The organism is Faecalibacterium sp. I4-3-84, assembly GCF_023347255.1.
Taxonomy (GTDB): domain Bacteria; phylum Bacillota; class Clostridia; order Oscillospirales; family Ruminococcaceae; genus Faecalibacterium; species Faecalibacterium taiwanense.
Genome location: NZ_CP094466.1, coordinates 3084722 through 3097155 on the forward strand (window position 1 = coordinate 3084722; position 12434 = coordinate 3097155).

A 12434-nucleotide genomic window follows, 5' to 3' on the forward strand; every position below is an offset into this window, starting at 1 on the left:
TGGAATGTATGTTGGAATTTTCGGCGATGTGATTTTCTCTGTGGGACACCTGCGTGTGCTCACCCCGTCAAACTTCAAGGGAACGACCGGCGCAAACTGGGCGGAACATGAAGTTCTGGGAGGAAAAGCACGAGCAGAGTATTTATCACCGAAACTGAGAGAGTACACCTTTGATATTCTTCTGGATGCAGCACTCGGCGTGAATCCTCGCAAGATGCTGAACCGTCTGACAGAAATGTCAGAGAACGGAGAGATTCATTACCTGATTATCGGGTTTGCACCGGTATCGCAAAACAAGTTTCGGGTCACTGAAATAAGCGACAGCTGGGATTCGGTGATAAAACACGGGCTTTTGATGCAGTGCAAGGTGAGCCTGACCATAAAGGAGTACATATGATCGACTTCAGCAGCACGGTGGTTGAGCTGTCCGGTGACAGCGAAAAACAAAAAGAAGTGCAGGACATTGCAAAGTGCCTTCGCACACTGTATTCCACACCAATCGGGAGCCAAGAGGGCGACAGAGAACTCGGAATCGATCCAAACATATTTGTCGATAAGCCACTTCCGGTGGCAAAGGGATTATATGTGGCTGAGGTAACAGAGAAAACCGCATCGTTTGAGCCGCGGGCAAGAGTGGTGCGGGTGGACTGGCTGGACAGTGATGCGCTGCATGGCGTTGTAATTCCAAAGGTGGTGTACGAGCTTGTCTAAAATAAAAGAGTTTGAGAACATCCCGGACATCGACATTGAAGGCGAAGAAACGCTGGAAGAAGCTGTGGCCGATTGCAAGGCACTGTTTGGCAAGTACAACAAAGAACTTTTCAACGGTGAGGTATCGTTGGAACGGTGTTCTGAAGCACGGCTTGTCCTTTTGACACTGGCACATCGTTCGCATCACAACATGGAGTACAGCACGGCGTGTCTGAAAGCGGAACTGCTGCCTACGAGCACGGGGCCGAATTTGGACAACCTTGCTCCGCTTGTTGGAGTGGAACGCCTGGAAGCCGGAAAAGCCACGGCGGTTATTCGATTCACACTGTCTGCGCCGAGAACGAGCGCAACCGGAATCCCGGAAGGAACACAGGTGAGAACGGCAGACAAACGGTATTTCAAAACCGAAAAGTATGCGGAGATCTCACCCGGTGAACTGACCGTGGACGTAGTTGCCGTGGCGGATGAGGCAGGAAGCAACAGCGATGGGATTGCCGAAGGCGAAATCAATGTGCTGGTGGATCCTATCCCGTATGTGTCCGGGGCAAAAAGTGTTTCGGCAAGCACGGGCGGTACGGATACGGAAGGTGACGATTCATTTACCAGACGTATCAACTATGCACCTTCGATTTTCTCCGTGGCCGGTCCGGTGGATGCCTATGAATACTTTGCATCGAGCTGGCGGTCCGATGTGGCAGATACGAAGATCGTTTGCAAGGAAGGATACACGATCCACATTTACTTTCTGATGGCCGGAGGCAGAGTTCCGACAAGGGAAGAATGTACCGGAATGCAGGAATATTTCGACACGGTAAAGCGCCCGATGGGTGATCTGGTTCTTTGCCATGCGCCGGAAGAAATCCCGTATGACATCGAGCTTACTTACCATATTGCCTTGAGCAATGTCAAGAATGCATCGACGATTCAGGAAAATGTGGAAGCAGCTGTGAAGGAGTATGAAACCTGGCAGAGAAAAATCGGCCGGGACATCGAACCGGCGGAGCTGATTATGCGTGTACGGGAAGCTGGCGCGAAACGACCACGTCTGTTGGCACCGGTCGAAGCAACCGTCTCCGAAATTCAGGTGGCAAAGCTCCGAAGCTGCAAGGTGACATACGGAGGAATCGAAGATGATTGAACTCCACGAAGTCGGCCTAGTCGAAGGGCTACCGCCTGATGTTGCCAAAGAGCCATGGGTACAGATCCTTGATGCAGTTTTCAGGGAGCGGCGCAAGAAGGAACTGGAAGCTGCCGAACGCTTGAAAATCTACACGGATATTGACCGTGCAGATGAGGCGGTTCTGGATATTCTTGCGGTTCAGTTCCGCGTTGACTGGTACGACACCAGCTATCCGATTGAAACAAAGCGCAGGATCATCAAAACTGCGCTGGAAGTCCGTCGGTACTGCGGAACGGAGTGGGCAGTCCAAAAGGCGCTGTCCTCGATTTATCCGAATGTGAAGATAAGTGAATGGTATGACTACGGAGGAAGGCCGGGCTACTGGCGAATGAACGTAGACATTACCGATGATGGTGTCATTTACTACACACCGGAAGAAATTGAAAAGCGCCTTGGTTATGCCCGGCGCTGTACCGCTCACCTTGAGCACATCATCTACATCGTCGAACCGCATGAACGGTCGCCCGCTTATATCGCCGCCGCACCCTGCGGCATGGCGACATCCTGCACCGTAAAGGTCCCCGGTAGGATCAAGCCGCGGGAAATCGGCGCAAAGGCGTATGTTGCCGGTGCGGTCGGAAGATCGAAAATGCAGGTTGCCGTGGCGCTGCCCGGTGCCGTTGAAGCAAAGGCAGTGAAAGCACGAGCCTTTACGGCGGGCACCGTTGAACGGTCGCACACGGCGATAAACATTGTTATTGGAGGACAGACAACATGAGCTGGGAAAAATCCAGTTATACAACTGCCGGTGCCGCGCTCCTGTCGGAATCCCTCTCCGGCGGCGCGCTCACCATCACCCGCGCCGTGAGCGGCACCGGCATCGTTGAAACCGACTTGTCGGCAGAAACGACCGTCAGCGGCGAAACGCACGAACTGACCATCCTTGCGATTGACACCGTAAAGGACGGAGAGGAAACGGCCCGGAAAGTCAGCATCCAGATTACCGGAGCAGAAAGCACTTACATCATGCACCAGATCGGCGTATATGGCCGCCTGAATGATGATGCCGAAGTGCTGCTGTTCATCATGCAGGATGAACGTGGAATCGAAGTCCCTGCATCCAGCGTGAACGCTGATTTTGAAATTGAGATTGCTGCCCTTATTGCAATCTCGAACAAAGCAAAAATCGAAATTGCCCTCAGCCCGCAGATGCAGGCTTTGATGAAGCTGGTCAAGGCCGAAATTGAGAAGCACAACGCCGCCGCTGATGCCCATGCAGCGACCATCACGGCAGCGGTCAGCGCAGCCGTGAAGAACCTGTCTGAATCCGGGGAAATCCTGAACGAAGAACAGGTAAAGGCTCTTATCAAGGAGCAGGTGGACGGCGGCACAGGCGGCGGCTACTATGGCTCCTACAAACTCACCCTTGCAGCTGACGGGTGGAAGCCCGCCCGCAGCGAGGATGATTACGAAAACGCTGGCGGTATGGATTACTACCAGTGCATTTATGACGCAGAACTGTCGGACAGCACCAGCGAGCTTGTACCCGTTGGCGTTGTATCTCCTGGCAGCTTCTATACTACGACCAAAGCGGGCGTCCTGAACGGGTGCGAAACGCATGATGGTTTCATCAGATTTTTCGCTCAGCGCATCCCGGAAGCAGACATTCAGGCGACCGTAACCCTGTTCGGGAAAGGAGGTGGTTCGGGTGAAACCGGTAGCGTAAGCATCGGTCAGGGCTTGAAGCGTGACGCGAGCGGCGCTATTGCCGTCCGCATTGGCGAAGGCCTTGACTTTGACAGTGCAAACGCGCTGACTGTCCGCAAAGAAACCGTTATGACGAGCGAAGACCTGCTGAACGAGGAAGAAACGCAGCAGGAAATCGTTGATATGCTGAAATAATTTTTAGGAGGACACTATTATGTCTAAGCAGATTTCTACCAAGACCACCATCCGCAACCTGACCGCTGAGATCAAGAAGACTTTCGTCAAGAAGAACGCCTTTACCCCTGTGCAGACCGCAGCCAACGCTGCTATCAAGTCTCTTGGCGTTGACGGCAACACCGTGAACTTCTACACCTCTACCGACAAGAGCGGCACTGCTGCTTTCTCCGTTGACTTCCCCTCTGAGCTGTTCCTCGACCAGACCAAGACCACCTTCGTGGCCAAGTTCAAGTTCGATGCTGCGACCTACCCCGGCGCCACCGACCCCAAGCTGGACGGCAAGCCGGTCATGGTTCTGGCCGTCAAGGGTGAGAACCCCGACAACTGCACCTACTCTTTCCTGAACATGGCTGCTCTGGTCGATACCTACGCCGCAAAGACCACCGGCAAGGATGCATCCACCACCGTTACCATCGCTGGCTATGAGGTGGATGTCAAGGTCAATGTTTCCGCTGCTGCGGGCAACGCTCTGATTCTGAAGGACGACGGTCTGTATGTTCCCACCCCTGAGGAAGTGGACATTTCCGGCAAGGCCGATAAGGTCACTGGTGCCACCACCGGCAACTTTGCTGCACTGGATGGCGAGGGCAATCTGACCGACAGCGGTAAGAAGCCTGCCGACTTCGTGGCTGCTGAGACCGGTAAGCGCCTGATGACCGATGCCGAGGGCGAAAAGCTGGCCGGTGTCTCTGAGGGCGCAACCAAGACTGCCGCCAGCTCCACCAACGGCAATGTGAACATCGACGGCAAGGAAGTCGTCGTGTACACCGAGCCGGAGAATGTTCTGCACGACGAGGACGTGGAGGACTTCTCCGCAGAGGAAATCGCCGCTCTGCTGGCTGACGCTGACTAAGACATGAGGAGGTAAGCTCTATGGCAAAAGCGAAGGTCAAAACGCTTTTGGGCACAGGGCTTGCCGCGCTTTGCAGCCACATCAAGCAGTGCAACACCGCACTCGGAGACCTTTCCGAAGCAACGGCAAACGGATTCGAGGAAACCGATGACATCCTGCATGAAAAGCAGGATGTCACGGCTGCGGTGTCTTTTACGATTCCGGTCGATGGCTGGGGCGAGGATGATTCCTCCCCCGGCTATTTTTATTGTGACATCCCCATTGCGGGCCTGTTGGCTACCGACATTGTGGATGTTACGGTACTGCCGGAATTTTACGATGTGGCGGGTGCGGTGGGTTTTATTGCGACCGAAAGCCTCGAAGGAAAGCTGCGGCTGAGGGCCGCCAAAGCTCCGACCGAGAAAATTTCTGCACAGTATCACATTACAAGCACCGTGAAATACACGGCTGCACAGGAAGGAGGAACCTAAATGGCATACGGTTCTTTTAACGCAGGCCCCGGCAAGGCGCCGGATGAAGATGTTGTCCGCACTAACCAGATCGGCGTGCCGGGCGGCATTGCCACGCTGGATGCTGACGGCCATTTGACCGAATCGCAGCGTCCGGCGGTGGACGCATACACCAAGGCTGAAACCGACCAGCGCATCAGCGCGGCCGTTGACAACCACAACGGTGCGGAGAACGCCCACAGCGACATCCGTGCCAGTGTGGCAGCTATGAACGCCAGCATCAAGGCCATTGAGCTGAAGTTCGGCACGAACGTGACGAAAAATCCTTTTTCCGCCACGTTCAGCAGCCTTGACGGTCTGACCGTCACTGGCGTGTGGAACGCAGAACAGGCGAGGGTGGAGTTCTGACGATGGCTGAAACGTTCAAGGTCGGCGCGAATGCGCGGGAGCTGCTGCGGTACACCCAGAGGGCAACCCGCATTGTCACCGACGACATCAGCCGGAGCGATGCCCGGAAGATCATCCAGAAAGTCGCGGCGCTCGAAGATGTGCGCGACATCCAGAAGGTGTGCGGCACTGCCGTCCATGCACTCGACACACGGGACAGGGAGGGCTTTTCCAAAAGCACTTTCCGTCTGTACGGTGAGGGCATCCGGCTGACTGCCCGGCAAATCCTGCTGGATGCACACGCGGCGAACAACGTCAATTTCCAGACCGACTATGACAAGCGCCTTGAGAAAATCGGTGACGTCATTGATGGCTGCTCTTTGATGCTGCAATATCTGCAACTTTGCACAGAAGACGGCATTATCAGCGTGAAGAAATCCGGAATCTGGACGAAAAAGGTAACGGATGTGAAATACCCGGCTATGAAGTGGCTGACGTCGGAACGCGAACGTGCCGAGTCCCTCCGGCAGGCGGAAGAAAAGAAACGGCTTTACATGCTTGTAAAAGCCCTGAGGGCCGCCCTCGCACCGCCTGACCCGGAAGAAGAAAAAGCAAGCGGCTGACCGCTTTGCATAGGGGTATAGCTTATTTTCTGACGCTGCCGTCTGGTGGCTGCGCTCTCCGAACACCAACAACACCAACAACGTCTGGAACGTCAATTCGGATGGCTCCAACAACAACAACTGGTACAACAACTCCTATGGTGTTCGCCCCGCTCTGATGGAACCGTGAAACGAGTAAGCCCGGCTGAAAGTAGTGCGCCCATCAAAGGAGGCTATATCCCGTCGCTTGCCGATGCAGGCAAGTGATAAATACATCCCGCTGAGGCGGGCCATCCCTGCCGGATGCAGCCCACTACCGTAACGCGAACCAGCGGAGGGTCATTTTGACATACGAAGAACTGTGCAGCTTTGAGGTACTTTACAAAGCCTACCTTGAAGCCCGGAAGGGAAAGCGCAGTAAAAGCAAAACAATCGAGTACGAAGCGCAGGCGCTGGCCTGCACGGAAAAGCTGTCCCGCAAGCTGGCCGTGCGCGATGTACGCCAGCCGGGCGGCGATATCCGGCAGCAGATATGCTATGTGCCAAGTAAGTTTGAGGTCTTTGCCGTCTACGAGCCGAAGCGCCGCATGGTACACGCCCCGGCGTTTGTGGACAAGGTGGTGCTGCACGCTCTGGTCGATAACATCCTGTATGATGCCCTGACAAAGAGCTTTATCCGGGACAGCCACGCCAGCCAGACCGGAAAAGGCACAGACGACGGCCTGATGCGCCTGAAAACCCACATGGTGGACTATTACCGCCGTGAGGGCCACGGCGCGGACGGCTGGGTGCTGAAAGGCGACGTGCGGCATTTCTTCGCCAGCATCGACCACCGGAAGCTAAAACGCAAGCTCAAAGCCGTGCTGGACAAGCGCGGCGTTGACCCGCGTGTCTATGAGCTGCTTTGCATCTACATCGACGTGATGGAGGACGGCTTGCCGCTGGGCTACCAGACGAGCCAGCTTTTCGCCCTCATGTTTTTGGACGAGTTCGACCACATCATCAAAGAAAAGTACCGCATCAAATACTATGGCCGATACATGGATGATTTCTACATCATCTGTTCGGACAAGAAGAAATTGCAGTGCATTCTCCGGGATGTTCGGGCGCTCATGGACAGTTACGGCCTTGAGCTGAACCAGAAAACCGCCATTTTCCCGCTGCGGAACGGTATTGATTTTCTGGGATTCCATAGCTACCTGACCGACACCGGCGCGGTCATCCAAAAGCTGCGCCGGGATAGCTCCAAGCGGATGAAGAACAAGATCAGATATTGGGAGACGGCATACCCCGCAGGCGAAGTGACCAAGCAGGAAATCCTGCGGAGCTTTGATGCGTGGGATGCCCATGCCGCCCATGGTGATACTTACTCTTTACGCCGCAAGTACGCTGACCGGCTCGAAAAATTGCTTGACTGTAAAATCCCTATCCATCGGAAAATCAACTCGAACAAACTCGCGCGTGACAGACGGCGGGCGAGGCAATGCCGCTGCATCTACAAGAAGCAGCACAAAGCCCTGTCCCTCTCTGTATCGCAGAACACGCGGCCCGCGGAGATCATGCCGTGGGCCTGAACGAAAACAAGGAGGTAACAATGGCAAACGTAAAACTGGGCACAAAAGCCGTTGGCAGCATTGTCAAAATCAAGGTCAACGGCGCGTCCAAAGATTTTATTGTCGTGCAGCAGGGCAATCCGAATACCGGCACCTATGATTCGAGTTGCAATGGAACGTGGCTGCTGATGAAGGACATCTACACCACGTCCACGTTCGGCAACAATAACTCCTACAAGGATTCCAGCATCCACACCCACCTGAACGGAACATTCTACAACCTCATCGACAGCAACATCCGGGCAGCTATTAAGCAGGTGAAAATCCCGTACCAGAACGGCACTGGTTCCGGCGGCAGCCTTGCCACCGGCTCCAATGGCCTGAGCACGAAAGTATTCCTGCTGTCTGGTTATGAGGTTGGCTGGACGACCAGCGACAACGGCTATTTCCCCAAGGATGGTGTTCGGCTGGCGTACTTTGGCAACAGCTCTGGCGGCAACAGCAAGCGTGTTGCCTACAACGGCAGCAGCGCTGCCGTCTGGTGGCTGCGCTCTCCGGACACCGGCAACACCAACTTCGTCTGGGGCGTCGGTTCGGATGGCTCCTACTACAACAGCTGGTACCACTACTCCTGTGGTGTTCGCCCCGCTTTCATTCTTCCCTCTACACTCGTGGTCTCTGACGACGGCACGGTCAGTGTCAACACTGCACCTACCGTCAGCACGGACGGCGCAGCTCTGGGGCGGAAGAACGCGGCCTTTGCGTGGAAGTACATCGTCAGGGATGCCGACGGCGACACCTTGACCGTCACCGAAAAGCTGGACGGAAAGACCGCCAAGACCCGCACCGGCGTTGCCAGCGGCACGGCCCTGACCTTTGAGCAGACGGCCAGCGCTGCCGGATTCCAGAAAATCCTGAACGGCAACCACACCATCACCGTTGAGGTGAGCGACGGCAAGGAAACCGTCAGCACGTCCGCGACCTTTACCAAGGCCGTCCACGCCGCAAGCGTGACGCTGGCTGAACCGTTGGCCGTTGAGGGCGACATTACCGTTGCCGTGCTTCAGGTGACCGGCTCCATCCCCGATGATGCGAAGTTCAAAGCCGAAGTGACCAACAACGCACTCGACAGCTCCCCGGTCTGGCAGGATGCCACGACCGAGGTAAAAAAAGGCGTGAACATTGTCTTTGAGAATAAGACCGCCACCAACGGCGCGGCGTTTAACTTCCGCGTCAGCGTGGAGCGCGGCGAATCCGGCGAGGGCGGCTACATCGAAGCCGTCTCCGGCGCATTCCAGTAAGGAGGACAGTCACCATGATTCAGTGGAAAAAGGACAATCTGCCCACCCGGCAGGAGAAGGAAGCCGCAGCCAAGAAGCAGCAGGAGCACGAACAGTTGCCCGACCGTGTGGCTGAAATGGAAGATGCCCTGTGCGAACAGGACGCGGCCAACGAGAAGCGCTTGACCGACATCGAAACCGCGCTGTGTGAGCTGGACGCAGCGCTGAACAAGGAATAAGGAGGTATCACCATGAACATTATCTGGGCAAACCGCCTGATTGCAGGCACTAAGACTTGGGCAGAGATGCCCGCATCCCGCCGTGCAGGCGTGAAGAAAGTTCTGGCCGCGCGCGTAAACAAGGGCGAGATCACCGCCGAGGACTACAAGAACATCACGGGCGAAGACTATGCAGCATAAAAGCTGGCCCGATCTGTGCGAAAGCCTGCTGGACAGGCTGGAAACCAGTGGTGCGGACACGACCGCAGAGCGCGGCGAATTTGCCGTGCTGGTGGCTGAGTGCGGGTCGAGCGGCTGCAAAATGGCATTGAGCCAGAAAGGAGAAAACGACAATGGCGATTAAAGCCTATTCACTGGCAAAGGATGGTAACAAGAAACTGTCCGCAAATTTTGCCGTGAAAGAGTTTCGCTGCAAGGATGGGACTGACCCCATCTTTATTGATGATGTGTTGGTGAAACTGTTGCAGAACATCCGGAATCACTTTGGAAAGGCTGTTACGATCACCAGCGCATATCGCACTGCCGCCCATAACAAGGCGGTCAAGGGCGCAACGTACAGTCAGCATTGCTACGGTATGGCGGCAGATATTCGGATTCAGGGCGTGGACGTGGAAACGCTCGCGACCTACGCCGAAACGCTGCTGAAAAACACCGGCGGCATCGGACGTTACCCGGTAAAAACTGGTCGTCCTGCTGGCTGGGTACACATCGACACCCGTGCGGTAAAGAGCCGTTGGGTGGGTTAAGAGTAGGAGGAAAACAAAATGGAGAACATTCTGAAAGTTTTTCTGATGGCATTCCCTGAATGGCTGGCCTGTATCTTCATGATGGTCGGCCTTGTGGTCACGGCGCTGGCGGCGGTACGTCTGGGCTACGGCCTTGTGGTCGCAAAGACTGTGTACAAGTGGATCGTCAACGCAGAGGAAAAGTTCGGCAGTGGCGCGGGTGCAGAAAAGAAAGCCCATGTCATTGCCGTACTGCGTGGGTACACCCCGGACTGGCTGGACTGGGCAATCAATGAGCGGACGCTGGATTGGATCGTGCAACTTGTGTTCGACTTTACCAAGAAGAAGCTCGAAGATTACATGGCAAAGAAATCCGCAGAAACCACTACTGTGGCCCATTTCGGTAACGTGGGGGAGAACAAGCGTAATGACTGACGAGGAACTGGAACATCGCCTGACAGCGGTCGAAAACCGTGCACAGAGCAACACCCACCGGCTGGACGAGCTGGGGAAGCTGACCGATGCAGTAAACGGCATGAACACCAATATCAAGTTGACCATCCAGCAACTCGAAACCACAAACCGGAGCCTTGAAGTTGTGACGGCACAGAACAAGAAGCAGGACGACCGCTTGACCGCACTGGAAAAAGCCCCCGGAGTATTTGGAAACAAACTCTGGTGGGCAGTCATTGCGGCAGTGATCGCAGGCTTTGTTGCATCTGAATTGGCAAGGTATCTCCACTAAGTAAAGCAATGCCCCGCTGGCATCCTGATGGATTGCTGGCGGGGCATTTTTTGTTTGTCTGGGAGTTTTGCACAAAGGAAATGTGCAAAGTGTGGAAAGTTTGCGAATTGACAACGGTACACCGTATAATTTACGCTTAAAACGAAAATAAACGCCATAGTCGGAAGGAGGAAAACGGCGAGCGAGTGTTCAAACAGCTTACGCTTACAGACCGAATCCGTATCGAAAAGTGGTTGAAAGATGGGCTGAGAGTAAAGGAAATCGCAGACAGGCTGCGGGTGGACCCGTCCACGGTGTACCGGGAATTGAAGCGCGGCAGTTATGACAAGCTGGACGGTAAGACGTGGAAGCTGATTCCTACATACAGCCCGGACATTGCAGAGCAAAGGTATCAGGCACATCTTCGGGAAAAGGGGCCAAACCTTAAAATCGGCAAGGATCATGAGCTTGCAAGCTATATCGAACAGACCATTATAGATAAGGACTGCTCACCGGCTGCGGTGTATGGTTATGCCATGGAAGAAGGACGGACATTCAAAACGCATATATCGGTGCCTACCATATATAGCTACATCAAAAAGGGTGTGTTCCTGAATCTGACACAAAAGGCTCTGCCCAGACATGGCGTGCATAAGGGCGACTATAAAAAGGTCAAAACAAAGAATCCTGCCCGTGCGCCGGCTGGCGAGAGTATCGAAAAACGCCCGGCGGAAGTAAAAGACCGTGAAGAATTTGGACACTGGGAAATGGACACGGTGTATTCCGGCAAGAAGAAAAGTACGGTTGCACTGCTGGTGCTGACCGAGCGCAAAACCCGGAACGAAAATATTATAATGGTGCCGGATCGCCGTGCAGAGACGACCGTGCAGGCAATCAATGCGCTGGAACGGAAGTTGGGCGCAGAGAAGTTTGGCATCATTTATAAGAGCATCACGGTGGACAACGGCAGTGAGTTTGCATTGGCCGATCAGCTGGAACAGTCCTGCATCACCGGGGATAAGCGGACGAAGGTGTACTATTGTCATCCGTATTCTTCTTGGGAACGCGGGAGCAATGAGAATGTGAACGGCATGATTCGCCGCAGGCACCCGAAAGGCACAGACTTCTCAAAGGTCACGGCAGAGGAAATCGCGGCTACGGAGAACTGGATCAACAGCTATCCCAGAAAAATTTTCGGCTATAAGAGCGCCGGCACAATGTTCCGCGAATGCCTACGGGAGCTTGGTCTGACAGCATAAGCAACACGAAAGCAGAAAACCGTTGGTAAAATCGAACAATAGAGGGCGGCTGCAAGCGAAGAAAACTTGACGGCCTGTTTGCTTTACGCTAAAATCCACAAAAATAAGGCCGAAAATTTGTTGCATTTAATGCTTTACTTTTCACTGGCATAAAAACGCACGGTTTCTGCTTGCTTTTTTGCGCTTGTTATGCTACTATATATTTGTATTTCTGCGTAGTTTTTATTGAATTAAAATAAAGGAGCGTTTCAATCCATGTCTGTTATCGAAATTGTTGGCGGTGTGATCCTGCTGATCGCTTCGCTCGTCATCGTTTTCCTCACTCTCATGCAGCACACCCATGGTCAGGGCCTTTCCGGTGCCATCAACGGCAGTATGGGCGGCGCAAACAATGCCCGTTTGACCCCGGCTGATCAGATGCTGGCCAAGACCACCCGCATTGCAGGCATTGTTTTCTTTGTGGTTGCCATTCTGGCATGTCTGTTTGCAGGCCGTCTGGCAGGTTGACAAGGTTCGTGCAGCCCCGTGTAAAGGACGGGGCTGTTTTTCTGTGTTATGATAGGATGTCGGCGGCAGTCTGACCGCTGG

The 12434-nt window shown here is 54.4% G+C and carries 20 protein-coding genes; all 20 read left to right on the top strand.

Features of this window, described 5'->3' with window-relative positions; translation table 11 throughout:
- The first annotated feature begins 4 nt into the window (after nucleotides 1-4).
- Nucleotides 5-397 carry a phage tail protein gene (locus MTP41_RS15370; protein WP_112148811.1) on the top strand — a complete coding sequence of 131 codons (393 nt, stop codon included), beginning with the start codon at nucleotides 5-7 and terminating at the stop codon, nucleotides 395-397.
- Nucleotides 394-711 (top strand): GPW/gp25 family protein, encoded by a 318-nt coding sequence (locus MTP41_RS15375; protein WP_249235896.1) that lies wholly within the window; start codon nucleotides 394-396, stop codon nucleotides 709-711. The genes MTP41_RS15370 and MTP41_RS15375 overlap by 4 nt, the downstream gene beginning before the upstream one ends.
- Entirely contained in the window at nucleotides 704-1849 is a 1146-nt protein-coding gene (locus MTP41_RS15380) for a baseplate J/gp47 family protein (protein WP_249235897.1), read from the top strand. The genes MTP41_RS15375 and MTP41_RS15380 overlap by 8 nt, the downstream gene beginning before the upstream one ends.
- Nucleotides 1842-2609 carry a phage tail protein I gene (locus MTP41_RS15385; RefSeq protein ID WP_112148814.1) on the top strand — a complete coding sequence of 256 codons (768 nt, stop codon included), beginning with the start codon at nucleotides 1842-1844 and terminating at the stop codon, nucleotides 2607-2609. The genes MTP41_RS15380 and MTP41_RS15385 overlap by 8 nt, the downstream gene beginning before the upstream one ends.
- Nucleotides 2606-3733: a hypothetical protein gene (locus tag MTP41_RS15390; protein ID WP_238077769.1), complete on the top strand. Its 1128-nt coding sequence runs from the start codon at nucleotides 2606-2608 to the stop codon at nucleotides 3731-3733. Before MTP41_RS15385 ends, MTP41_RS15390 begins: the two co-directional genes overlap by 4 nt.
- A 19-nt stretch (nucleotides 3734-3752) precedes the next feature.
- Nucleotides 3753-4628 (top strand): hypothetical protein, encoded by an 876-nt coding sequence (locus MTP41_RS15395; protein ID WP_249235898.1) that lies wholly within the window; start codon nucleotides 3753-3755, stop codon nucleotides 4626-4628.
- Between the two features lie 20 nt (nucleotides 4629-4648).
- The gene (locus MTP41_RS15400) at nucleotides 4649-5098 is read left to right on the top strand and encodes a hypothetical protein (RefSeq protein ID WP_249235899.1); all 450 of its coding nucleotides are present in this window, start codon (nucleotides 4649-4651) and stop codon (nucleotides 5096-5098) included.
- Complete coding sequence (locus MTP41_RS15405) at nucleotides 5099-5485, top strand: hypothetical protein (protein WP_249235900.1); 387 nt, start codon at nucleotides 5099-5101, stop codon at nucleotides 5483-5485.
- 2 nt (nucleotides 5486-5487) lie between these two features.
- On the top strand, nucleotides 5488-6087 hold the full coding sequence (locus MTP41_RS15410; protein ID WP_249235901.1) for a hypothetical protein: 600 nt from the start codon (nucleotides 5488-5490) through the stop codon (nucleotides 6085-6087).
- 49 nt (nucleotides 6088-6136) lie between these two features.
- Nucleotides 6137-6256 carry a DUF6273 domain-containing protein gene (locus MTP41_RS15415; RefSeq protein ID WP_249236577.1) on the top strand — a complete coding sequence of 40 codons (120 nt, stop codon included), beginning with the start codon at nucleotides 6137-6139 and terminating at the stop codon, nucleotides 6254-6256.
- Nucleotides 6257-6410: 154 nt separating this feature from the next.
- Nucleotides 6411-7640, top strand: a complete 1230-nt coding sequence (locus tag MTP41_RS15420) for a reverse transcriptase/maturase family protein (protein ID WP_129872790.1) — start codon at nucleotides 6411-6413, stop codon at nucleotides 7638-7640.
- A 20-nt stretch (nucleotides 7641-7660) separates the two neighbouring features.
- On the top strand, nucleotides 7661-8920 hold the full coding sequence (locus MTP41_RS15425; protein WP_249235902.1) for a DUF6273 domain-containing protein: 1260 nt from the start codon (nucleotides 7661-7663) through the stop codon (nucleotides 8918-8920).
- A 14-nt stretch (nucleotides 8921-8934) separates the two neighbouring features.
- Nucleotides 8935-9138, top strand: coding sequence for a hypothetical protein (locus MTP41_RS15430; protein WP_015564795.1), 204 nt, complete (start codon nucleotides 8935-8937; stop codon nucleotides 9136-9138).
- A 12-nt stretch (nucleotides 9139-9150) separates the two neighbouring features.
- Nucleotides 9151-9318, top strand: coding sequence for an XkdX family protein (locus MTP41_RS15435; RefSeq protein WP_249235903.1), 168 nt, complete (start codon nucleotides 9151-9153; stop codon nucleotides 9316-9318).
- Nucleotides 9308-9481: a hypothetical protein gene (locus MTP41_RS15440; protein ID WP_249235904.1), complete on the top strand. Its 174-nt coding sequence runs from the start codon at nucleotides 9308-9310 to the stop codon at nucleotides 9479-9481. Before MTP41_RS15435 ends, MTP41_RS15440 begins: the two co-directional genes overlap by 11 nt.
- The gene (locus MTP41_RS15445) at nucleotides 9471-9884 is read left to right on the top strand and encodes a YcbK family protein (RefSeq protein ID WP_015564798.1); all 414 of its coding nucleotides are present in this window, start codon (nucleotides 9471-9473) and stop codon (nucleotides 9882-9884) included. Before MTP41_RS15440 ends, MTP41_RS15445 begins: the two co-directional genes overlap by 11 nt.
- An 18-nt stretch (nucleotides 9885-9902) precedes the next feature.
- Complete coding sequence (locus tag MTP41_RS15450; RefSeq protein ID WP_015564799.1) at nucleotides 9903-10298, top strand: hypothetical protein; 396 nt, start codon at nucleotides 9903-9905, stop codon at nucleotides 10296-10298.
- The gene (locus MTP41_RS15455) at nucleotides 10291-10608 is read left to right on the top strand and encodes a hypothetical protein (protein ID WP_015564800.1); all 318 of its coding nucleotides are present in this window, start codon (nucleotides 10291-10293) and stop codon (nucleotides 10606-10608) included. Before MTP41_RS15450 ends, MTP41_RS15455 begins: the two co-directional genes overlap by 8 nt.
- A 185-nt stretch (nucleotides 10609-10793) precedes the next feature.
- Nucleotides 10794-11846, top strand: coding sequence for an IS30 family transposase (locus MTP41_RS15460; RefSeq protein WP_249235905.1), 1053 nt, complete (start codon nucleotides 10794-10796; stop codon nucleotides 11844-11846).
- Nucleotides 11847-12101: 255 nt separating this feature from the next.
- A complete protein-coding gene (gene secG, locus MTP41_RS15465; RefSeq protein ID WP_005937305.1) occupies nucleotides 12102-12353 on the top strand; it encodes a preprotein translocase subunit SecG in 252 nt (83 codons plus the stop codon).
- The last annotated feature ends 81 nt before the right edge of the window (nucleotides 12354-12434 follow it).

Bases quoted from the DNA above. Each gene is read 5' to 3' on its own strand.
- MTP41_RS15455 (WP_015564800.1), top strand. From the start codon at position 10,291: ATGACTGACGAGGAACTGGAACATCGCCTGACAGCGGTCGAAAACCGT.
- MTP41_RS15385 (WP_112148814.1), top strand. From the start codon at position 1,842: ATGATTGAACTCCACGAAGTCGGCCTAGTCGAAGGGCTACCGCCTGAT.
- secG (WP_005937305.1), top strand. From the start codon at position 12,102: ATGTCTGTTATCGAAATTGTTGGCGGTGTGATCCTGCTGATCGCTTCG.
- MTP41_RS15375 (WP_249235896.1), top strand. From the start codon at position 394: ATGATCGACTTCAGCAGCACGGTGGTTGAGCTGTCCGGTGACAGCGAA.
- MTP41_RS15410 (WP_249235901.1), top strand. From the start codon at position 5,488: ATGGCTGAAACGTTCAAGGTCGGCGCGAATGCGCGGGAGCTGCTGCGG.
- MTP41_RS15435 (WP_249235903.1), top strand. From the start codon at position 9,151: ATGAACATTATCTGGGCAAACCGCCTGATTGCAGGCACTAAGACTTGG.
- MTP41_RS15405 (WP_249235900.1), top strand. From the start codon at position 5,099: ATGGCATACGGTTCTTTTAACGCAGGCCCCGGCAAGGCGCCGGATGAA.
- MTP41_RS15445 (WP_015564798.1), top strand. From the start codon at position 9,471: ATGGCGATTAAAGCCTATTCACTGGCAAAGGATGGTAACAAGAAACTG.
- MTP41_RS15400 (WP_249235899.1), top strand. From the start codon at position 4,649: ATGGCAAAAGCGAAGGTCAAAACGCTTTTGGGCACAGGGCTTGCCGCG.
- MTP41_RS15370 (WP_112148811.1), top strand. From the start codon at position 5: ATGTATGTTGGAATTTTCGGCGATGTGATTTTCTCTGTGGGACACCTG.
- MTP41_RS15430 (WP_015564795.1), top strand. From the start codon at position 8,935: ATGATTCAGTGGAAAAAGGACAATCTGCCCACCCGGCAGGAGAAGGAA.
- MTP41_RS15450 (WP_015564799.1), top strand. From the start codon at position 9,903: ATGGAGAACATTCTGAAAGTTTTTCTGATGGCATTCCCTGAATGGCTG.
- MTP41_RS15395 (WP_249235898.1), top strand. From the start codon at position 3,753: ATGTCTAAGCAGATTTCTACCAAGACCACCATCCGCAACCTGACCGCT.
- MTP41_RS15425 (WP_249235902.1), top strand. From the start codon at position 7,661: ATGGCAAACGTAAAACTGGGCACAAAAGCCGTTGGCAGCATTGTCAAA.
- MTP41_RS15440 (WP_249235904.1), top strand. From the start codon at position 9,308: ATGCAGCATAAAAGCTGGCCCGATCTGTGCGAAAGCCTGCTGGACAGG.
- MTP41_RS15390 (WP_238077769.1), top strand. From the start codon at position 2,606: ATGAGCTGGGAAAAATCCAGTTATACAACTGCCGGTGCCGCGCTCCTG.